This is a genomic window from Janthinobacterium sp. 64 (assembly GCF_002813325.1).
Classification (GTDB): Bacteria; Pseudomonadota; Gammaproteobacteria; order Burkholderiales; family Burkholderiaceae_D; genus Janthinobacterium.
In genome coordinates, this window is record NZ_PHUG01000001.1 from 5,213,657 (window position 1) to 5,234,922 (window position 21,266).

Annotated in this window: 19 protein-coding genes and 1 other RNA gene; 15 read left to right on the plus strand and 5 right to left on the minus strand. The window is 61.4% G+C overall.

The window, feature by feature from the left end; translation table 11 throughout:
- Window positions 1-131: 131 nt before the first annotated feature.
- From CLU91_RS22920 to ompA, 5 genes are all read right to left on the minus strand, one after another.
- Window positions 132-434, minus strand: a complete 303-nt coding sequence (locus CLU91_RS22920) for an HNH endonuclease (RefSeq protein ID WP_100876881.1) — start codon at window positions 432-434, stop codon at window positions 132-134.
- A 334-nt stretch (window positions 435-768) separates the two neighbouring features.
- Window positions 769-1,129, minus strand: a transfer-messenger RNA (tmRNA) gene (gene ssrA, locus CLU91_RS22925).
- A gap of 119 nt (window positions 1,130-1,248) precedes the next feature.
- Entirely contained in the window at window positions 1,249-1,953 is a 705-nt protein-coding gene (locus CLU91_RS22930) for an HAD family hydrolase (protein WP_100876882.1), read from the minus strand.
- 68 nt (window positions 1,954-2,021) lie between these two features.
- Window positions 2,022-2,717, minus strand: a complete 696-nt coding sequence (ubiG, locus tag CLU91_RS22935; RefSeq protein ID WP_034751812.1) for a bifunctional 2-polyprenyl-6-hydroxyphenol methylase/3-demethylubiquinol 3-O-methyltransferase UbiG — start codon at window positions 2,715-2,717, stop codon at window positions 2,022-2,024.
- Between the two features lie 129 nt (window positions 2,718-2,846).
- Complete coding sequence (ompA, locus tag CLU91_RS22940; RefSeq protein WP_100875958.1) at window positions 2,847-3,557, minus strand: outer membrane protein OmpA; 711 nt, start codon at window positions 3,555-3,557, stop codon at window positions 2,847-2,849.
- A 654-nt stretch (window positions 3,558-4,211) separates the two neighbouring features.
- Here ompA and gyrA point away from each other — a divergent pair.
- From gyrA to CLU91_RS23015, 15 genes are all read left to right on the plus strand, one after another.
- Window positions 4,212-6,896, plus strand: coding sequence for a DNA gyrase subunit A (gene gyrA, locus CLU91_RS22945; protein ID WP_100875959.1), 2,685 nt, complete (start codon window positions 4,212-4,214; stop codon window positions 6,894-6,896).
- Window positions 6,897-7,047: 151 nt separating this feature from the next.
- Window positions 7,048-7,632 carry a DUF2059 domain-containing protein gene (locus CLU91_RS22950; RefSeq protein ID WP_157814782.1) on the plus strand — a complete coding sequence of 195 codons (585 nt, stop codon included), beginning with the start codon at window positions 7,048-7,050 and terminating at the stop codon, window positions 7,630-7,632.
- Window positions 7,633-7,659: 27 nt separating this feature from the next.
- Entirely contained in the window at window positions 7,660-8,751 is a 1,092-nt protein-coding gene (gene serC / locus CLU91_RS22955) for a 3-phosphoserine/phosphohydroxythreonine transaminase (RefSeq protein WP_100875961.1), read from the plus strand.
- A gap of 179 nt (window positions 8,752-8,930) precedes the next feature.
- Window positions 8,931-10,001 carry a prephenate dehydratase gene (gene pheA, locus CLU91_RS22960; protein WP_100876883.1) on the plus strand — a complete coding sequence of 357 codons (1,071 nt, stop codon included), beginning with the start codon at window positions 8,931-8,933 and terminating at the stop codon, window positions 9,999-10,001.
- A 133-nt stretch (window positions 10,002-10,134) separates the two neighbouring features.
- Entirely contained in the window at window positions 10,135-11,241 is a 1,107-nt protein-coding gene (gene hisC / locus CLU91_RS22965) for a histidinol-phosphate transaminase (RefSeq protein ID WP_100875962.1), read from the plus strand.
- Between the two features lie 4 nt (window positions 11,242-11,245).
- The gene (locus CLU91_RS22970; protein WP_198521389.1) at window positions 11,246-12,154 is read left to right on the plus strand and encodes a prephenate dehydrogenase; all 909 of its coding nucleotides are present in this window, start codon (window positions 11,246-11,248) and stop codon (window positions 12,152-12,154) included.
- 18 nt (window positions 12,155-12,172) lie between these two features.
- Window positions 12,173-13,528, plus strand: coding sequence for a 3-phosphoshikimate 1-carboxyvinyltransferase (gene aroA / locus CLU91_RS22975; protein WP_100875963.1), 1,356 nt, complete (start codon window positions 12,173-12,175; stop codon window positions 13,526-13,528).
- A 15-nt stretch (window positions 13,529-13,543) separates the two neighbouring features.
- Window positions 13,544-14,212: a (d)CMP kinase gene (gene cmk / locus CLU91_RS22980; RefSeq protein WP_100875964.1), complete on the plus strand. Its 669-nt coding sequence runs from the start codon at window positions 13,544-13,546 to the stop codon at window positions 14,210-14,212.
- Window positions 14,213-14,330: 118 nt separating this feature from the next.
- Complete coding sequence (gene rpsA / locus CLU91_RS22985; RefSeq protein WP_071650172.1) at window positions 14,331-16,043, plus strand: 30S ribosomal protein S1; 1,713 nt, start codon at window positions 14,331-14,333, stop codon at window positions 16,041-16,043.
- Window positions 16,044-16,060: 17 nt separating this feature from the next.
- Window positions 16,061-16,366, plus strand: a complete 306-nt coding sequence (locus CLU91_RS22990) for an integration host factor subunit beta (protein ID WP_008446215.1) — start codon at window positions 16,061-16,063, stop codon at window positions 16,364-16,366.
- Between the two features lie 242 nt (window positions 16,367-16,608).
- Window positions 16,609-16,911, plus strand: coding sequence for a LapA family protein (locus tag CLU91_RS22995; RefSeq protein ID WP_100875965.1), 303 nt, complete (start codon window positions 16,609-16,611; stop codon window positions 16,909-16,911).
- 46 nt (window positions 16,912-16,957) lie between these two features.
- The gene (gene lapB / locus CLU91_RS23000; protein WP_100875966.1) at window positions 16,958-18,133 is read left to right on the plus strand and encodes a lipopolysaccharide assembly protein LapB; all 1,176 of its coding nucleotides are present in this window, start codon (window positions 16,958-16,960) and stop codon (window positions 18,131-18,133) included.
- Window positions 18,134-18,211: 78 nt separating this feature from the next.
- Entirely contained in the window at window positions 18,212-19,579 is a 1,368-nt protein-coding gene (locus CLU91_RS23005; protein ID WP_100875967.1) for a UDP-glucose dehydrogenase family protein, read from the plus strand.
- The gene (rfaE1, locus tag CLU91_RS23010; RefSeq protein WP_100875968.1) at window positions 19,576-20,529 is read left to right on the plus strand and encodes a D-glycero-beta-D-manno-heptose-7-phosphate kinase; all 954 of its coding nucleotides are present in this window, start codon (window positions 19,576-19,578) and stop codon (window positions 20,527-20,529) included. The genes CLU91_RS23005 and rfaE1 overlap by 4 nt, the downstream gene beginning before the upstream one ends.
- A 166-nt stretch (window positions 20,530-20,695) precedes the next feature.
- Window positions 20,696-21,226 carry a ComEA family DNA-binding protein gene (locus CLU91_RS23015; protein ID WP_100875969.1) on the plus strand — a complete coding sequence of 177 codons (531 nt, stop codon included), beginning with the start codon at window positions 20,696-20,698 and terminating at the stop codon, window positions 21,224-21,226.
- The last annotated feature ends 40 nt before the right edge of the window (window positions 21,227-21,266 follow it).

Below are 21,266 nucleotides of genomic sequence, written 5' to 3' on the forward strand. Positions count from 1 at the left end.
GGGATTTCTTTGCCAATGCGTCGAGATCGCGTTTGCTCAGGTGGCCCTTCTGCTTGCTTGCTTTCGGGGACGGAAGCGGACGGAGCAGATTAGCGCTCTGAATCGCCACCAGCCGCTTAAGAGCGCGATTTTCAGCGCGGGAACTTATACCGTACCAGCAGCGTAGGCCCTTTGCCGCCGGATGGCGTCAGCAGTATCTCGTCACCCGGCAGCATCTCTTCATACATTACTGTGCAACAGGTCGGCATCGAGTGGCCGCGCGCGGGATAAACACCAACGTCGGTGTGCAAGGTTGCAGCGCGTACGTCCACGCTGGTCTTGCCGGCCTTTCCTTCTTCTTGCAGCAGCTTGCGCAGTGCGGTGACGAAGTCCCCTTTGCTGAGTCTGACAGGTGCCTGGGTGGCTTGCGGGCGAGCGGTTGCGTCGTTTTTCATGGCAGTTTCTTTCATTGAGTACATGGCCGCCACTATATCATTGGCCTCTGATATTGCATGAGCGAGGGTCAGGTCCGGCATTCGTACACGGCCTGAGCCGCGGATATTGTCGTTAGGAAAAATCGCCTGCGGCGCAAAAGCTAGTCAGACGAATCGGAGAGGGTTGCGCTTGCAAGCGCAACCCGGTTTTGCGGCGCCGAGCTGCGCTCGCCGAAGGCCCCGCAAAACCCCCGCGTCCGTACCGGACGCGGATGCGACGCCAGCGTTCTGCATGCATGGAATAAATAAAAAGGGCCTCCCCGCCAAAACGGGGAAGCCCTTTTTATTTATTCGATGGTGGAGACGGCGGGAATCGAACCCGCGTCCGCAAGCACTCCACAGACAGTTCTACATACTTAGCACTATCATTTAATTTAACTCAGCCAGCACGGATGTGCACGTTATGGGCAAGCGAGTTACCTATTATTTAGTCGGACGCTAAGTAACCCAGCATACGACGAGTCCCTGTAAATGACTCTAGAGCTTTTGACGGCCCACCCCAGGGACGAGGTGTTCTAGAGCTAACAGCAATTAAGCTGCCAGTGCGTACGAGTTATCGTTTGCAGTTAAGTTTTTTCAGGTTGTATTTACGAGGTAGCCCGCCCTCGGTATGCCCTGCGCTGCTTTGCAACCCACGTCGAAACCAGGTCGTCCCCACAGAACCTTCATTGTAGCGCAATCTGCCCACTCTTGCATGCTGCATTCGCGCCATTGACGTAAGGCGTCTGACCCGTCGGGTCAGACCCCAGCTTTCTGCTGCGAAAAGGGATGTGCCTCAAGCCGCCAGTTGCCGCTCCTGCGCCGCCTTTACCACGCCAGTCACCAGTTCCAGCAACGCTTGCGGCGTCTCCAGCAAATGGTCGGCGTTCCAGTGCTGCGGCTCGACGGGGCCGCAGTAGCCCCAGGCGCAGGCGACCGTGCGCATGCCAGCGGCGCGGCCGGCCTGGATGTCGCGCAGGTCGTCGCCCACGTACCAGCAGTCTTGCGGCGCCAGGTCCAGGCGGCGCGCCGCTTCCAGCAGGGGGGCGGGATGCGGTTTCGGGTGCGACATGGTGTCGCCCGAGATCACGCAGCCGGCCGCGCCCAGGCCGATCTGGCCGACCAGCGGGTCGGTGAAGCGGGCCGCCTTGTTGGTGACCACGCCCCAGGCCAGGCCCAGCGTTTGCAAGCCGTCGAGCAGGGCGGGGATGCCGTCGAACAAACGGCTTTCCACGGCCAGGGCCGCTTCGTAATTGTTCAGGAAGCCGTCTTTCAGGGCTTCGTAGCCGCTTTCGCCAGGCAGGACGCCATACGACGCGCCTATCATGCCGCGCGCGCCGGCCGAGGCGGTGGGGCGCAGGATGTCATACGGGGTCGGTGCCAGGCCGGCGCGTGCGCGCAGCAAATTGATGGCCGCCGCCAGGTCGGGCGCGGTGTCGGCCAGGGTGCCGTCGAGGTCGAACAGGATGGCGCGCGGGGCTGGCAGATGGTCTGTGATCATGGCGGGCAAAGTGTGTCAAGTAAGAATGAAAAATGGCGGCCGCAGCCGCCTTGTATTGTGCGTGATGGTTACAGCGGCCGGGTGCAGGCCACCAGATAATTGACGCTGGTATCGCTATTAAGTGAGTAAATCTTGGTCAGCGGATTGTAGCCCATGCCGCGCATGCTGTTGACGTCCAGGCCGGCGCTGCGCAGGTACTGCGACAGTTCGGCCGGGGTGATGAATTTGTCATAGTCGTGCGTGCCTTTCGGCAACAGACGCAGCAGGTATTCGGCGCCCAGGATGGCGAACAGGTACGCTTTCGGGTTGCGGTTCAGCGTCGACAGGAACACGTGGCCGCCCGGTTTCACCAGCGCGGCGCAAGCCTTGACGATGGCGGCGGGGTCCGGCACGTGCTCGAGCATTTCCATGCAGGTCACGACGTCGTACTGGCCCGGCTCTTCCTCGGCCATGGCTTCGGCGGCGATCAGCTTGTAGCGTACCTTGGCGCCCGATTCCAGGCTGTGCAGGTCGGCCACTTTCAGGGCTTTGTCGGACAGGTCGATGCCCGTCACGTCGGCGCCCTTGCGGGCCATCGATTCGGCCAGGATGCCGCCGCCGCAGCCGATGTCGATCACGCGCTTGCCGGCCAGCGGCACTTTCGCGTTGATCCATTCCAGGCGCAGGGGGTTAATTTCGTGCAAGGGACGAAACTCGGAAGTGGGGTCCCACCAGCGGTGGGCCAGCTCACTGAATTTTTGGATTTCGAGAGGGTCGGCGTTCATAGGTCGAATAATAGCGGCAATTTTACAATCGGGCAGCCACGGACGAAAAAAAACCCCGCCGTGGCGGGGTTTTTCGTGCTGTCCTTGACTTGCGCGATGACTTGCGGCAAGTCCGGGGGGGCTCAGCTATTACTTGTTGCGGGTACCAACAACTTCGATTTCCACGCGACGGTTTTTCGCACGGCCTTCGGCAGTTTTGTTATCAGCAACAGGTTGTTTCTCGCCTTTGCCTTCGGTGTACACGCGGTTGCTTTCAACGCCTTTGGTGACCAGGTAGGCTTTGACAGCATCAGCACGACGTACCGACAGTTTTTGGTTGTAAGCATCGGTGCCGACGGAGTCAGTGTGACCCACAGCGATGATGACTTCCAGGTTGATGCCGCCCAGTTGTGCGGACAGCTCGTCCAGCTTGGCTTTGCCTTCTGGCTTCAGCGTAGCTTTGTCGAAATCGAAGAATGCATCAGCAGCGAAGCTGACTTTTTCCGAGGTAGGAGCAACGACGACTGGTACTGGTACGACAACGACTGGTGCCGGTGCTGGTGCAACTGGTGCTGCTGGAGCCACGCATTTGCCGTCTTGCAGGGTTTCTGGTGCTACGCACAGTGGCACGTCGCAACCTGGCACCGCGTCAGCAGGTGTCCAGTAGCCGGTGCGCCAGCACAGACCGAATGGATCGCGCACGATCACGCCGCGGGCATCTTGCACGTAAGCGCTTTTTGGGCTTGGTGCTTTGATGTCAGTGGTAACTGGCGCGAATGGTGGGGAGGTTGGGGTTTGGGCCGAAGCCGAGCCAGCAATCACTGCGGATGCAGCGAAAAACAGCGTTACAAATTTATTCATTCTTTTTTCCTTTCGGGGGGTGATATCCGCAGAACAACACTGCGCTACTGGTGCTACGTGCCAAGATTTTATCATGTAGACCATATGCGCTCGTTTCAGATTGCGAAACTAGCAATTAACTTCTCAGTCATTTTGCCACACGCATCAGGGGCACACGACCGTGGTTAAATCAAAGCTTGCCCGATTTTAGACCGTGCGTTGTTTTTGCGCAACGAAAATGCCCATTTGTAACGCATCTGTAACATTTGATCGCTTTTTTTGCCACTTTGAAGGGCAGGCGTCTTGAACTGATATTGTCATTGTGCATTATCGACAGGTCAACATGCACGCCCCCGGTGCAAACTGCCAATCTTGTTGGTATGGCCAATTTGTACAGGTAGCTGGGCGCGCATGCTAAAATCGTGCGCTTGACTGTTAAGAGTGTCGAGCAAATGCCCGCGGCGGCACTGCATGGCCGGGACGTACCTGCGGTACGGCCCGTGACTGCGTCACCGCCCGGTACAGTTTGTCCGGCACTCTGCGACATGGAAGCCGGGCCGCGCCAGCAGTGCACGGCGCAGCGTCCACGACGACAGCCACCCAGGATATGCAGTATTGCGTCATACATTGCGTAACAGATAAGTTAACCACAGCCTGAGATCAGTCGAACCGCCAATGGATCAATTCGCAAAAGAAACAATTCCTATTTCCCTCGAAGAAGAGATGCGCAAGAGCTACCTCGATTACGCCATGAGCGTGATCGTCGGTCGCGCCTTGCCCGATGCGCGTGATGGCTTGAAGCCAGTGCACCGCCGCGTCTTGTTCGCGATGCATGAAATGAATAACGTGTGGAACCGCCCTTACGTCAAGTGCGCCCGCGTGGTCGGCGAAACCATGGGTAAGTACCATCCCCACGGCGATGCCTCGATCTACGACACACTGGTGCGCATGGCGCAAGATTTTTCGCTGCGCTACATGCTCGTCGATGGCCAGGGCAACTTCGGTTCCGTCGACGGCGACGGCGCCGCGGCGATGCGTTACACCGAGTGTCGCCTGGACAAGATCGCCGGCGAACTGCTGGCCGATATCGACAAGGATACCGTCGACTTCCAGCCCAACTACGATGGCAAGGAAAAGGAACCGACGGTCTTGCCGACGCGTATTCCGAACCTGCTGATCAACGGCTCGTCCGGTATCGCCGTCGGCATGGCGACGAACATTCCGCCACACAACATCACCGAAGTCATCGACGGCGCGCTGCACGTGCTGCGCAACCCCGATTGCACGATCGATGAATTGATCGAGCTGATCCCGGCGCCGGACTTCCCGACGGCCGGCATCATCTATGGCGTGTCCGGCGTACGCGACGGCTACCGCACGGGCCGCGGCCGCGTCGTCATGCGCGCCAAGACCCACTTTGAAGAATACGGCAAGGATGGCGGCCGCATCGCCATCATCGTCGACGAGCTGCCCTTCCAGGTCAACAAGAAATCCTTGCTGGAACGCATCGCTGAAAACGTGCGCGACAAGAAGCTCGACGGCATTTCCGACATCCGCGACGAATCCGACAAGTCGGGCATGCGCGTGGTCATCGAGCTGAAACGGGGCGAAGTGCCGGAAGTGGTGCTCAACAACCTGTACAAGCAGACCCAGTTGCAAGACACCTTCGGCATGAACATGGTGGCCCTGGTCGATGGCCAGCCGAAGCTGCTGAACCTCAAGCAGATGCTGCAATGCTTCCTGTCGCACCGCCGCGAAGTGGTCACGCGCCGTACCGTGTTCGAACTGCGCAAGGCGCGCGAACGGGGCCACGTACTCGAAGGCCTGGCGGTCGCGCTGGCCAATATCGATGACTTCATCGCCATCATCAAGGCCGCGCCGACGCCGCCGATCGCCAAGGTCGAGCTGATGGCCAAGGCCTGGGATTCGTCCGTCGTGCGCGAAATGCTGGCCCGCACGGGCGACGGCACGACGCCAGGCGGCATCGATGCCTACCGTCCGGAAAACCTGCCGAAGCACTACGGCATGCAGACCGATGGCCTGTACAAGCTGTCGGACGACCAGGCGCAGGAAATTTTGCAGATGCGTTTGCAACGCCTGACCGGCCTGGAACAGGACAAGATCGTCAACGAGTACAAGGACGTGATGGAACATATCGCCGACTTGCTCGACATCCTGGCCAAGCCGGAAAGAGTCACCGTCATCATCACCGATGAAATGACGGCGGCGAAGAACGAATACGGCGCTGGCAACAAGGACGTGCGCCGCTCGCAGATCGAGTTGAATGCGACCGACCTGGAAACGGAAGATCTCATTACGCCGCAAGACATGGTCGTGACCCTGTCGCACACCGGTTACATGAAGGCCCAGCCGATCACCGAATACCGCGCGCAAAAACGCGGTGGCCGCGGCAAGCAGGCCATGGCGACGAAAGAGGAAGACTGGATCGACCAGCTGTTCATCGCCAACACGCACGACTACATCCTGTGCTTCTCGGATCGTGGCCGCATGTACTGGCTGAAGGTGTGGGAAGTGCCGCAAGGCTCGCGCAATTCGCGCGGCAAGCCGATCGTCAACATGTTCCCGCTGCAGGACAACGAAAAGATCACCGTGATCCTGCCGCTGTCGGGCGAGAACCGCACGTTCCCGGAAGACCATTACGTCTTCATGTCGACCAGCCTCGGTACCGTGAAAAAGACGCCGCTGAAGGACTTCAGCAATCCACGCAAGGCCGGCATCATCGCGGTCGACCTGGACGACGGCGACTTCCTGATCGGCGCGGCGCTGACCGATGGCCAGCACGACGTGATGCTGTTCTCCGATTCGGGCAAGGCAGTGCGCTTCGACGAAAACGACGTGCGTCCGATGGGCCGCACGGCGCGCGGCGTGCGCGGCATGAACCTGGAAGAAGGCCAGCACGTGATCGCGCTGCTGGTGGCCGAAAACGAGCAGCAGTCGGTGCTGACGGCCACGGAAAACGGCTACGGCAAGCGTACGCCGATTCTTGAGTACACGCGCCATGGCCGTGGCACGAAAGGCATGATCGCCATCCAGACCAGCGAGCGCAACGGTAAAGTGGTTGCCGCGACCCTGGTCGATGCCAGCGATGAAATCATGCTGATCACCACCGGCGGCGTGCTGATTCGCACCCGCGTGTCGGAAATCCGCGAGATGGGCCGCGCGACGCAGGGCGTGACCCTGATCGCCGTGGAAGACGGCACCAAGCTGTCCGGCCTGCAGCGCGTCGTGGAAACGGATATCGACGAAGTCGAGCTGACGACGGAGGCGGGCCTGGAGGCCGCGGCTGCGCCGGCAGCGGCTGAACCAGCCGATCCTGTCGATCCGGCCCAGCCGGAGTAAGATGATTGGGGCTCTTTCGGGAGCCCCAATTGCTATTGGCGCGTGCTTATGCCGCCAACAGAATTGCGTAGGTCGGCTTAGCCCGTCGGGCGTAAGCCGACATGCATCGCCGGCAATGTCTATTTACAAGTCACTCAATATCCCGCATGCCATGAGAAAAATCGTCGCCACCTTCTTCGCCGCGTTTTCGCTGGCCTTCCTTGCGACCCTGCCGGCCCTGGCCCAGAGCACACAAGCCACGCCGGCGCGCCAGGCGGCGCCCAGCCCCGCCATGAAAGTGGCCGTGCGGCGCATGCTCGACGCGATGCAGTTCCCGCAACTGACGCGCAGTATCTTCGATCAGATGCTGCAATCGGTGCCCGCCATGATCCGCCAGTCGGCGCAGCAGCAAATCAGCAGCAACGCTAAGCTGGACGAGCAGCGCAAGGCGCGCGCGCTGGCCAGCGCCGAGGAAGAAATCCCCCTGGCCATCGCCACCCTGACGCAGGTGCTGGCCGACCCGACCCTGATCGACGAACTAGCCGACGAAATGGTGCCCCTGTACGCGCGCTTTTACACGGTGCCGGAAGTCGAGCAGCTGACGGCCTTTTACCAGACGCCGCTGGGCCGCAAGATGCTGGCCACCATGCCGCAACTGTCGGCCGAATCGATGGCCATCAGCCAGCGCGTGCTGATCCCGCGCGTGAATGCCGTGCTTGACCAGGTCATGCGGGCGGCCACGCAGTCGCCCCAATAAGATTCCCATTTTGCCAAGGACCGTATCGTGACCCATATCTACAATTTTTCCGCCGGCCCCGCCGTCCTGCCCAAGGAAGTGCTGGCGCAAGCGGCTGCCGAGATGCAGGACTGGCATGGCAGTGGCATGTCGGTGATGGAAATGAGCCACCGTGGTCCCGAATTCATTTCCATCTACCAGCAGGCGGTGGCCGACCTGCGCGAACTGCTGGCCGTGCCCGACAACTACAAGATCCTGTTCCTGCAGGGCGGTGGCCTGGGCGAGAACGCCATCATCCCGATGAACCTGGCGGGCCTGGCCGCGCAGCAGCCGGCCACCGTCGATTTCGTGCATACGGGCTCGTGGTCGGGCAAGTCGATCCAGGAAGCGGCAAAATACGTCAACGTCAACGTCGCCGCGTCGTCCAAGGCTGCCAGTTTCACGGGCGTGCCGCCCGTCAGCGAGTGGAAGCTGACGCCAGGCGCCGCCTACCTGCACATCTGCACGAATGAAACCATCGACGGCGTGGAATTCCAGCAGGCGCCAGGCGTGCCGGCAGGGACCACCATCGTGGCCGACATGTCCTCGCACATTCTGTCGCGCGTGATCGACGTGTCGCAATATGGCGTCATCTTCGGCGGCGCGCAGAAAAATATCGGCCCGGCCGGCCTGACCCTGGTCATCGTGCGCGAAGACTTGCTGGGCAAGGCCTCGCCGATCTGCCCGTCGGCCTTCGACTGGACCATCGTGGCCGAACATGAGTCGATGTACAACACGCCGCCCACCTACGGCATCTATATCGCCGGCCTGGTTTTCCAGTGGCTCAAACGCCAGGGTGGCGTTGCAGCCATGGAACAGCGTAATATTGAGAAAGCGGCGCTGCTGTACGCGGCGCTCGATGCGGACGACTTCTATCAGAACCGGGTCGAGCCCGCATACCGCTCGCGCATGACCATCCCGTTCTATCTGCGCGACGAAAGTCTGAACGACGCATTCCTGGCCGGCGCCAAGCAGCGCGGCCTGCTGCAACTGAAGGGCCACAAGTCCGTCGGCGGCATGCGTGCATCGATCTATAACGCGATGCCGATCGAGGGCGTGCAAGCCCTGGTCAACTATTTGAACGAGTTTGCCGGACGCTAGAATGCCTGCCAAAAAGTCCAGGGCGTTGTTGCATTGCCTTGTCGTACATTCGTACTGTCAGCGGCAACGCGCCTAGCCCTGATCATTTTGTCCGGCATTCTCATGAATAAGCGCGCCGGCCCGCCGCCGGCGCAGGCCGCGCGGCCATGATTGAAGTACAGCTGACGAAACAAACCACCATGACCGATAAATTGAAACCGCTGCGCGAACAGATCGATGCGATCGACGCGCAAATCCTCGAGTTGCTGAACCGCCGCGCGCAAATCGCCCAGCAAGTGGGCCACGTGAAGGCCGAGACGCAGGCGCCCGTGTTCCGCCCCGAGCGCGAGGCGCAGGTGCTGCGCGGCGTGGCCGAGCGCAATCCCGGCCCCATGGGCGACCGCGAAGTGCAGACCATCTTCCGCGAAATCATGTCGTCCTGCCGTTCGCTGGAAAAGCGCGTCACCGTGGCCTACCTTGGCCCGGCCGGCACCTTCAGCGAGCAGGCCGTGTATCAGCAGTTCGGCAGCGCCGTCGAAGGCTTGCCGTGCGCATCCATCGATGAGGTGTTCCGCTCCGCCGAGGCGGGAACGGCGGACTTTGGCGTCGTGCCGATCGAAAATTCTTCGGAAGGCGCCGTCAACCGCACCCTCGACATGATGCTGCAGACTAGCCTCATCATCAGCGGTGAAGTCGCCATTGCCGTGCACCACAGCCTGATGACGAAGAGCGGCAACATGGATGGCGTCACGGCCATCTGCGCTCATTCGCAGGCGCTGGCGCAGTGCCAGGTGTGGTTGAACCAGAACTATCCGAACATTGCGCGCCACGCCGTGGCCTCGAACGCCGAAGCGGCGCGCCTGGCCGGCGAAGATGGCACGGTGGCCGCGATTGCCAGCGAACTGGCCGGCGCGCAGTACAAGCTGGGCGTGGTCAAAGGCCATATCCAGGACGACCCGCACAACCGCACGCGCTTTGCCGTCGTGGGCACCTTGCAAACGGCGCCGTCGGGCAAGGACCAGACCTCGCTGGTGCTGGCCGTGCCGAACAAGGCGGGCGCCGTGTACCAGCTGCTGGCGCCGCTGGCGAAACACGGCGTGTCGATGACGCGCTTCGAGTCGCGCCCGGCGCGCATGGGCAGCTGGGAGTATTATTTCTATGTCGATGTGGAAGGCCACGTGCACGACACGGCCGTCGCCCAGGCGCTGGGCGAGCTGCAGAGCAATGCGGCGTTTTTCAAGGTGCTGGGGTCGTATCCGGTCAGTCTGTGACGCCGGTGGTGGTGTCGGATTACGCTCCGCTAATCCGACCTACCCGACATACGGTAAGCTGTAGGTTGGGTTAGCGCAGCGTAACCCAACAACAGCCACCAGCCTAATCATTCACCAACTTTTAAAGAACACCATGTCTAAAAATATCGGTCCAGAATACGTCCGCGCCATCGCCCCTTACCAGAGCGGCAAGCCGATCGCCGAAGTCGCACGTGAATTCGGCCTCGACGAGGCAGCCATCGTCAAGCTGGCGTCGAATGAAAACCCGTACGGCATGCCGGCATCGGCCAAGCAGGCGATGATCGCCGCCATCGACGACCTGGGCCGCTATCCGGACGCCAACGGCTTCGACTTGAAAGCCGTGCTGTCCAAGCGCTACGACGTGCCGGCCGACTGGATCACCCTGGGCAACGGCAGCAACGACATCCTGGAAATCGCCGCGCACGCGTTTGTCGAGCATGGCCAGTCCGTGGTCTACTCGCAGTATTCGTTTGCCGTGTACGCGCTGGCCACGCAAGGCCTGGGCGCGCGCCACATCGTCGTGCCCGCGCAAGCCTACGGCCATGACCTGGACGCGATGGCGGCGGCGATTGCCGACGACACGCGCCTGGTCTTCATCGCCAACCCGAACAACCCGACCGGCACCTTCCTGACGGCCGCGCAGCTCGAAGCCTTCCTCAAGAAAGTGCCGGCGCACGTCGTCGTCGTGCTGGATGAAGCCTACAACGAATTCCTATCGGCCGAAGACCAGTACGAGTCGACGGCGTGGGTGCGCCAGTATCCGAACCTGGTGGTCTCGCGCACGCTGTCGAAGGCCTACGGCCTGGCCGGTTTGCGCATCGGTTTTGCCATCGCCCAGCCGGCGCTGACGGACCTGATGAACCGCATCCGCCAGCCGTTCAACGTCAACTCGCTGGCGCAAGCGGCCGCGATTGCCGCGCTGAACGACAAGGCCTTCCTCGAACAAAGCGCGCGCAACAACGCGGCCGGCTACCAGCAGTTCACGGAAGCGTTTGCGCAACTTGGCCTGGAATTCGTGCCGTCGCACGGCAATTTCGTGCTGGTCAAAGTGGGCGACGATGATGAAGCAGGCGCGCGCGTGAACCTGGCGCTGCTGCAGCAGGGCGTGATCGTGCGTCCCGTGGGCAGCTACGGCTTGCCGCAATGGCTGCGCATTTCCATCGGCCTGCCGCAGGAAAACGCCATCTTCATCGCCGCGCTGACGAAAGCGCTGGCCTGACGCTATGACGACGCCTGCACTGAAAAAAATCGTCATCTTCGGCGTAGGCCTGATCGGAGGCTCGTTCGCGCGCGCCCTGAAACACGCGGGCGTGGTCGCCACGGTGGTCGGCATGGGCCGCTCGCCGGCCTCGATGGCGCGCGCCTTGGAGCTGGGCATCATCGACGAAATCGGCGGCGACATGGCCGATGCCTTGCATGGCGCCGACCTGGTGCTGCTGGCCGCGCCCGTGGCGCAGACGGGCGCCATTCTGGCGTCCATCGCGCCGCATCTGCATCCCGGCACCATCGTCACCGACGGGGGCAGCACGAAAAGCGACGTGGTGGCGGCCGCGCGCGCGGCGCTCGGTGGCAAGGTGGCGCAATTCGTGCCCGGCCACCCGATCGCGGGACGCGAGACGAATGGCCCCGACGCGGCCATCATCGATCTGTATCAAGGCAAGAAAGTGGTGCTCACGCCGCTGGCGGAAAACGCCGCAGCTGACGTGGAACGGGTGGCGGCCGCCTGGCGCGCCTGCGGCGCCATCGTGCACACCTTGAGCCCCGAAGAACATGACAGGGTGTTTGCCGCCGTCAGCCATCTGCCGCATCTGCTGGCCTTTGCGCTGGTCGACGACATCGCCAACAAACCGCACGCGGGCCTGCTGTTCCAATACGCGGCCAGCGGCTTTCGCGACTTTACGCGCATCGCCGGCTCATCGCCGGAAATGTGGCGCGACATCAGCCTGGCCAACCAGCCGGCGCTGCTGCACGAACTGGACGCCTACCTGGCGCAGTTGACGACCTTGCGCGCCCACCTGGCCGCGAATGACGGCGCCGCCATCGAGGGCGTGTACGCGAACGCCCAGCACGCGCGCCAGCAATGGATCGAGGCGATTGAAACGGCGGAAATGCCGCCCGTGCCCACACGATAAATACTCAAGGATTTCAGCATGACCCAGACCAAGCACTACCCCCACCATATCGATTTGCAGCCGGTGATGCACGCCGAAGGCATGGTGCGTTTGCCCGGCTCGAAAAGCATTTCCAACCGCGTGCTGCTGCTCGCCGCGCTGGCCAAGGGTACGACGAAGATCATCGACTTGCTCGCCTCCGACGACACCTTCGTCATGCTGACGGCATTGACGTCGCTGGGCGTCAAATGGACGCAGGATGAGCTGACGGGCGACCCGGCCACCGCCCACCAGGTGCACCACGTGGAAGGCTGCGGCGGCGTGTTCCCGCACCACGAGGCGGACCTGTTCATGGGCAACGCCGGCACGGCGATCCGCCCGCTGACGGCGGCGCTGGCCGTGATCGGCGGCGATTACACCCTGCACGGCGTGTCGCGCATGCACGAGCGCCCGATCGGCGACCTGGTCGACGCGCTGAACGCCGTCGGCACGCAGATCGAGTACACGGGCGAGCAGGGTTTCCCGCCGCTGCGCATCCGCCGCGGCCACATTCACGCGCAGCGCATCGCCGTGCGCGGCAATGTGTCGAGCCAGTTCCTGACGGCCCTCCTCATGGTGGCGCCGTTGATGGCGCGCGACCATGCGGTCACCATCGACGTCACGGGCGAGCTGATTTCCAAGCCGTACATTGAAATTACCCTGAACCTGATGCGCCGCTTCGGCGTGACGGTCGAGCATGACGGCTGGCAGTCGTTCACCGTGCAGCCGGGCCAGCACTATCAAAGCCCGGGCACCATCCACGTGGAAGGCGACGCCTCGTCGGCGTCATATTTTCTGGCGGCCGGCGCCATCGGCGGCGGTCCCGTGCGCGTTGAAGGCGTGGGGCGCGACAGCATCCAGGGCGACGTGCGCTTCGTCGAAGCCTTGCAGCAAATGGGCGCGACCATCACCATGGGCGAGAACTGGATCGAAGCCCGTTCGAACGGCGTATTAAAAGCCGTCGACATGGATTTCAACCATATTCCCGACGCGGCCATGACGATCGCCGTGGCCGCCCTGTATGCGGACGGCACCAGCACTTTGCGCAATATCGCCAGCTGGCGGGTGAAGGAAACGGACCGCCTGACGGCCATGGCGACGGAGTTGCGCAAGCTGGGCGCGGAAGTGGAAGAGGGCGCGGACTATCTGCGCGTGACGCCGCCAGCGGAAATTGCCGCCGCCACCATCGACACGTATGACGACCACCGCATGGCCATGTGCTTTTCGCTCGCCTCGCTCGACGGCGCCGCGCGCCGCGGCAACGAGATGCGCATCAACGACCCGAAATGCGTGGCCAAGACCTTCCCCGAGTATTTCGCCGCGTTTGCGGGGATTGCCAAAGACACCCTGATTTAATTGATTGCTCATACTATGCCGACTTCCCACATCCCAGTCATCGCCATCGACGGCCCCACCGCTTCCGGCAAGGGCACGGTGGCGCACCGCGTGGCCGACAAGCTGGGCTTTCATTACCTGGACTCGGGCGCGCTGTACCGCCTGACGGCCTTGAGCGCGCTGCGCCGCGGCACGGACTTGCGCGACGAGCACGCGCTGGCCAAGCTGGCCGAGCACTTGCCTTGCCACTTTGCTAATGGCGAGATCCTGCTGGCGCAGGAAAACGTCACCGAGCAGATCCGTGCCGAAGAAGTGGGCAATACGGCGTCGAAGATTGCCGTGTTGCCAACCGTACGCCAGGCGCTGGTCAGCTTGCAGCTGGGCTTTCGCAAGACGCCGGGCCTGGTGGCCGACGGGCGCGACATGGGCACGGTGATCTTCCCGCACGCCCAATTGAAGGTGTTCCTGACGGCCAGCGTCGAGGCGCGCGCGCAACGGCGCTACAAGCAATTGATAGACAAGGGTTTTTCTGCTAAGATGGAAGACCTTCTGATGGATTTGCAGGCGCGGGACGAACGTGATACTCACCGTGCGATTGCGCCGCTGGTCCCCGCAGAAGGGGCGCATGTCCTCGATACGTCGGAAATGACGGCAGATGTTGCCGTTGAAACCGTGTTGAAATGGTATGCAGCTGTAGCAAAATAGCGTGTTGTTGTGCTATGTGGTGCCCGTTGACGGCTCCTGGCCTGTCCGGGTGTGTCAAAAACCTAACCCAGTTTAAGTCGCATCGTGCGATCTCTGCTGGATAACCTGTGTGAACCCTATGTCTACTGTTACAACTAACGAATCTACCGGTATGGAAAGTTTTGCTGCGCTCTTCGAGGAATCGTTGTCGCGTCAAGATATGCGCTCCGGCGAAGTTATTTCCGCTGAAGTCGTGCGCCTCGACCACAATTTCGTGATCGTGAACGCTGGCCTCAAATCCGAAGCATTCATCCCTGTCGAAGAATTCAAGAACGACCACGGCGAACTGGAAGTCAAAGTTGGTGACTTCGTTTCCGTGGCGATCGAATCGCTGGAAAACGGTTTCGGCGATACCATCCTGTCGCGCGATAAAGCCAAGCGTCTGGCTTCGTGGCTGGCTCTGGAAAAAGCGATGGAATCGGGCGAAATCGTCGTCGGTACCGTCAATGGTAAAGTCAAAGGCGGTCTGACCGTGTTGACCAACGGCATCCGCGCATTCCTGCCGGGCTCGCTGGTTGATACCCGTCCTGTCAAAGACACCACCCCATTCGAAGGCAAAACCCTCGAATTCAAAGTGATCAAGCTGGATCGCAAGCGTAACAACGTGGTTCTGTCCCGCCGCGCCGTCATCGAAGCTTCGATGGGCGAAGAGCGTCAGAAACTGATGGAAACGCTGAAAGAAGGCACGGTCGTGACCGGCGTCGTCAAAAATATCACCGACTACGGCGCGTTCGTGGATCTGGGCGGTATCGATGGCTTGCTGCACATCACCGACCTGGCATGGCGCCGTGTACGTCACCCGTCGGAAGTACTGACGGTTGGCCAGGAAATCACCGCCAAAGTCCTGAAATACGATCAAGAGAAAAACCGTGTTTCGCTGGGCGTGAAACAACTGGGCGACGATCCTTGGACCGGTCTGTCCCGTCGTTACCCACAAAGCACCCGTCTGTTCGGTAAAGTAACGAACCTGACCGACTACGGCGCGTTCGTTGAAGTGGAACAGGGTATCGAAGGTCTGGTACACGTTTCCGAAATGGACTGGACGAACAAAAACGTTGCTCCTAACAAAGTTGTCCAACTGGGCGACGAAGTAGAAGTGATGGTTCTGGAAATCGACGAAGAGCGTCGTCGTATTTCGCTGGGCATGAAACAGTGCAAAGCCAATCCATGGGACGACTTCGGTGTTACCCATAAGAAAGGTGACAAAGTCCGCGGCGCGATCAAATCGATCACCGACTTCGGCGTGTTCATCGGCCTGGCCGGCAACATCGACGGTCTGGTGCACCTGTCCGACCTGTCCTGGACCGAAACCGGCGAAGAAGCCGTGCGTCGCTTCAAGAAAGGTGACGAACTGGAAGCCATCGTTCTGGCCATCGACGTTGAGCGCGAGCGCGTTTCCCTGGGCGTCAAGCAACTGGAAGGTGACCCATTCAACAACTTCGCAGCCATGAACGACAAAGGCTCGCTGGTTACCGGTACCGTTAAATCGGTTGAGCCTAAAGGCGCCGTGATCCAACTGTCCGAAGAAGTTGAAGGCTACCTGCGCGCTTCCGAAATCTCGCGCGATCGCGTTGAAGATGCTGGTACGCACCTGAAAGTCGGCGACACCGTCGAAGCAATGGTACTGAACATCGACCGCAAAGCCCGTGGTATCCAACTGTCGATCAAAGCGAAAGACAACGTGGAAACCCAGGAAGCCATGCAGAAGATGGCAGCTACCGACAACAACGCAGCTTCGGGCACCACCAGCCTGGGCGCCTTGTTGAAAGCTAAGTTCGATAACAAGAACTAAGACTGCGGATACGGCAGATGACAAAGTCCGAGCTGATCAACCGCCTCGCTGAGCGTTATTCTCAGCTGGTGGCGAAAGATGCGGAGTATGCCGTCAAGACCATTCTCGATGCGATGACCAACGCCCTGGCGACGGGTCAGCGTATCGAGATCCGCGGTTTTGGCAGTTTTGCCCTGAACAGCAGGCCCCCGCGCATCGGCCGCAACCCGAAATCCGGCGACAAGGTGATGGTTCCTGAAAAACGGGTACCGCACTTCAAACCGGGCAAACAGTTGCGCGAGCGCGTGGACGCGATGGTCGGCCAGCCGATCATCGAGGATTAATCGTCTGCTGGAAGGCGGAAAATAAAGAGCGGCGTCCTTGGATGCCGCTTTTTTTTGTTAATATGCTGTAGAGCACTGCTCAAACCTACTGCGCGGCGCGCTTTGCGGCCGGCGATGCTCACCGTACTTCAGTACGGTTGCGCTTCTCGGCCACAAATCACTGCCGCTCGCTACGGTTTGATCAGCACTCTACGTTTGTGCCATGTGGCACGGGCATTTTTTTGTTCTTTCTGGACCTATCGATGAAAATCATCTCCACCATCGTTGGCTGTGTTCTTTTCGTCCTGTTCTTCAGTTTTGCGCTGAAGAATGCGCAGGTTGTCGACCTGCATGTTTTCCTCAATTATGAAATTCGCGGCCCCCTGGTCCTGATGCTGCTGGGCTTTTTTGTCGCCGGCGCCAGCCTGGGCGTATTGGCCCTGACGCCGACCGTGTTCCGTCACCGCCGCGAAGCGACCAAGCAAAAAACCACCATTGCCGCGCTGCAGACCGTGGGCGTGGTCAGCAATGTCCAGCCGCAACCGGACAGCGTGAGCGCGCAGTAAGCGGCGCCGTCGCTCCTATCTCTCTTACTCGAATAAAAACAATCGCATGGATTTTGAACTCTGGTGGCTCTTGGGTATCCCGGTGTTTTTCGCGCTGGGCTGGATTGCCGCGCGCGTGGACATTCACCAACTGGTGTCCGAATCGCGCAGCCTGCCGCGCAATTATTTCAAGGGCTTGAATTTCCTGCTCAATGAGCAGCACGACAAGGCCATCGATGCCTTCATCGAAGTCGTCAAGCTGGACCCGGAATCGGCCGATATGCACTTTGCGCTGGGCAATTTGTTCCGCCGCCGCGGCGAAACGGAGCGCGCGATTCGCGTGCACCAGAATTTGCTGGCGCGTCCGGACCTGCCGCTGGAACAGCAGGGCCATGCCGCCTACGAGCTGGGCATGGATTACCTGAAGGCGGGCTTGCTGGACCGCGCCGAAGAAACCTTCAACAGCCTGATCGACACGCAATATGCGGCCCAGGCACGCCGCGCGCTGCTGGAAATTTACCAGCGCGAAAAGGAATGGCCACGCGCCATCGAAGCGGCCGTGGGCTTGCAGGAATCGGGCGCCGGGGCGCGCCAGAAGGAAATCGCCCAGTTCTATTGCGAACTGGCGCATGACGCGCTGGTGCACATGAAACCGGACGACGCCATGCCGCTGCTGGAAAAAGCGCTGCAGACGGACCGCAAGAGCGTACGCGCCACCATCCTGACGGGCGATGTGCTGCTGGCGCGCGGCGACGTGGAAGGCGCGCTGACCACCTGGCGCCGCGTGGAGCAGCAAAGCGTGCCGCACGTGGCCCTGGTGGCGCAGCGCCTGATGGATGGCTACACCAAGGTGGGCCGCGCGCAGGAAGGCGTCAACCTGCTGCGCTCCTACCTGGAAGAGGCGTCGTCGATCGACTTGATCGAGGTGGTCTTCAAAGCCGTCATCGAACTCGACGGAGTGGAAGCGGCGAAGCAGCTGGTCAGCGCCGAGCTGCGCCGCACGCCGACCCTGCTGGGCCTCGATAAACTGCTGGAAGCGCGCATGATGGATGCGCCGGCCGCCATCTGGTCCGAGCTGTCGATGGTGAAAAACCTCGTGCACGGCTACACGCAGAAGCTGGCCCGCTACCAGTGCAGCCATTGCGGCTTCAAGGCGCGCCAGTTCTACTGGCACTGCCCTGGCTGCAACAAGTGGGAGACTTACCCACCACGCCGCACAGAAGAGCTCAACGTCATGAATTAACCCGACACGCCACCTTGCCTTAGTGCAACGTGGCGTGTCCTTGTTTGCAGCATCCATATTTAGAAATACGGCACAACCATGAAAATTACCATTATCGGCACCGGCTATGTGGGCCTGGTGACGGGCGCCTGCCTGGCGGAGCTGGGCAACGACGTCTTTTGCCTCGACCTGGACGCACAGAAGGTCGCCTTGCTCAATAGCGGCGGCATCCCCATCCATGAGCCGGGACTGGAAGAAGTCGTGGCGCGCAACCGCGCCGCCGGCCGCATGACCTTTTCCACCGACGTCGAGGCAGCCGCCGCGCACGGCGTGATGCAATTCATCGCCGTCGGCACGCCGCCCGACGAAGACGGCTCGGCCGACCTGCAATACGTGCTGGCGGCCGCGCGCGGCATCGGCAAGTACATGACGGACTTCAAGGTCATCGTCGACAAGTCGACCGTGCCCGTCGGCACGGCCGAAAAAGTGCGCGCCGCCATCCAGGGCGAACTGGACGCGCGCGGCGTGGCCACCACGTTCTCGGTGGCGTCGAACCCGGAATTTCTCAAGGAAGGCGCGGCCGTCGAAGACTTCATGCGTCCTGACCGCATCGTCATCGGCGTCGATGCCACGCCGGACGGCGAGCGCGCGCGCGAATTGCTGAAAAGCCTGTACGCACCGTTCAACCGCAACCATGAACGCACCTACTGGATGGACGTGCGCTCGGCCGAATTCACGAAGTATGCGGCGAACGCCATGCTGGCCACGCGTATTTCCTTCATGAATGAACTGGCGAACCTGGCCGACAAGGTGGGCGTCGATATCGAGGCCGTGCGCCATGGCATCGGTTCCGACCCGCGCATCGGCCACAGCTTCCTGTACGCAGGTTGCGGCTATGGCGGTTCCTGCTTCCCGAAAGACGTGCAGGCGCTCGAGCGCACGGCGCGCGGCTATGGGCAGGAGTTGCTGATCCTGCGTGCCGTCGAAGCCGTCAACGATCAGCAGAAGCAGGTGCTGGGGCGCAAAGTGGTCACTCGCTTCGGCGCAGACCTGACGGGCCGGCATTTCGCCGTCTGGGGACTGGCCTTCAAGCCGAACACGGACGACATGCGCGAAGCGTCGGCCCGCGTGCTGCTGGCGGACTTGCTGGCGCGCGGCGCCACCGTGGCCGTGTATGACCCCGTCGCGATGGCCGAGGCGCGCCGCGTGCTGCAACTGGACTTGACGCCGGAGCAATTGGCAAGGGTGCGCTTTGCCGACAGTTCGAAGGATGCGCTGCAGGACGCCGATGCGCTGGTCATCGTGACCGAGTGGAAAGCTTTCCGCAGTCCCGATTTCGAACAGGTCAAGGCGCGCCTGAAGCAGGCCGTGATCTTTGACGGACGCAACCTGTTCGAGCCGGCCGTCATGGCCGAGAACGGCATCGAATACCACGGCATCGGCCGCTCGATCCTGACACGCGCATGAGCGCCCAAGAGGTGACAGCCTTGACGGCGCCGGCCGCGCTGGCCCAGGTGCGCATGCTGGTGGTGGGCGATGTGATGCTGGACCGTTACTGGTTCGGCGATGTCAGCCGTATTTCGCCGGAAGCACCGGTGCCCATCGTGCGCATCGAGAAGCGCGAAGAGCGCCTGGGCGGCGCGGCCAACGTGGCGCGCAACGCGGCCGCGCTGGGAACGAAGACGAGCTTGCTGGGTGTGGTCGGCGACGACGAGGCTGGCAGCCAGGTCGAGCGCCTGCTCGAAGGGGGCGGCATCCACAGCTATCTGCAGCGCGATGCGGGCATTTCCACCATCATCAAGCTGCGCGTGATCGGCCGCCAGCAGCAGATGCTGCGCATCGACTTCGAGGATGCCCCCAGCGATACGGTGCTGCGCGACAAGCTGGCGCAGTTTAATGCCCTCTTGCCGCACTACGACGTGGTGGTCCTGTCGGACTACGCCAAGGGCAGCCTGGTGAACGTGGCCGAGATGATCAAGGCGGCCAGAAAGGCCGGCAAGATCGTCATGGTCGACCCGAAAGGCGATGATTTCAGCCGCTATGCCGGAGCGTCAGTGCTCACTCCGAATAAATCGGAACTGCGCCGCGTGGTCGGCAACTGGAGCACGGAAGCGCAATTGACGGAACGCGCGCAGCAGATGCGTGCGCAGCTGGGCCTGGACGCCTTGCTGCTGACCCGTTCGGAAGAAGGCATGAGCCTGTACACGGCCGACGAGGTGCTGCACATGCCGACCGATGCGCGCGAAGTATTCGACGTCTCGGGCGCGGGCGACACGGTGATCGCCACCATGGCGGCCATGCTGGGCGCCGGCATGAGCCTGGGCGACGCCGTGCGTACGGCCAACCGGGCCGGCGGCATCGTCGTCGGCAAGCTCGGTACGGCCACCGTCACCCGCGACGAGCTGTTCCCGCAGTAACGATGCTGTCTCACCTGCGCCAGAGCGTTTGATCTGGCGCAGGTTTTCCTGCCGTTCCGCTGCCCCGTCTTGTCAACCGTATCACGTCACAGCCGTTAAAGCCGTTAAGGCGCTGTTCCTCCCTTGCGTTCGAGTCACCTTGAAACCACACCACGGAGAGATACCCATGTTCAAAAAAATACTGCTGGCCATCGTCACCCTGATCGCGACGATGGGTTTTGCCTTTGCCCAGGTCGATGTCAACAAAGCGGACCAGGCGGCACTCGACGGCGTCAAGGGCATCGGCCCCGTCACGTCGAAAGCCATCCTTGATGAACGCGCCAAGGGTGGCGCCTTCAAGGATTGGGCCGATTTCGAAAGCCGCGTAAAAGGCATCGGACCGAAAAGTTCCGTGAAGCTGTCGGAAGCGGGCTTGCAGGTGAATGGCCAGGCCAAGTCTGGCGCGCCAGCGGCCCCGGTGGCGAAAGCTGCCCCGGCAAAAAAGGAAGCTGCTGTGAAGGCAGTTGCAGCGAAAGAAGCCGCACCGAAGCCAGCTGCTGTGACCGACACCGCTGCGGCGCCAGCCAAGACAGCCGCTGAGACGAAGAAAGAAGCTGCTGCTGCCAAGAAAGAAGCGAAGGCTGCCGCCGCTGCCGCGAAGAAGGAAGCGAAACTGGCTGCAGCCGAGGCGAAGAAGGCCGAAGCCGAGAAAAAGTAAGCGTGTTGCTGTAAGCGTGTTGCGTGGTGGTGCCGCGCAG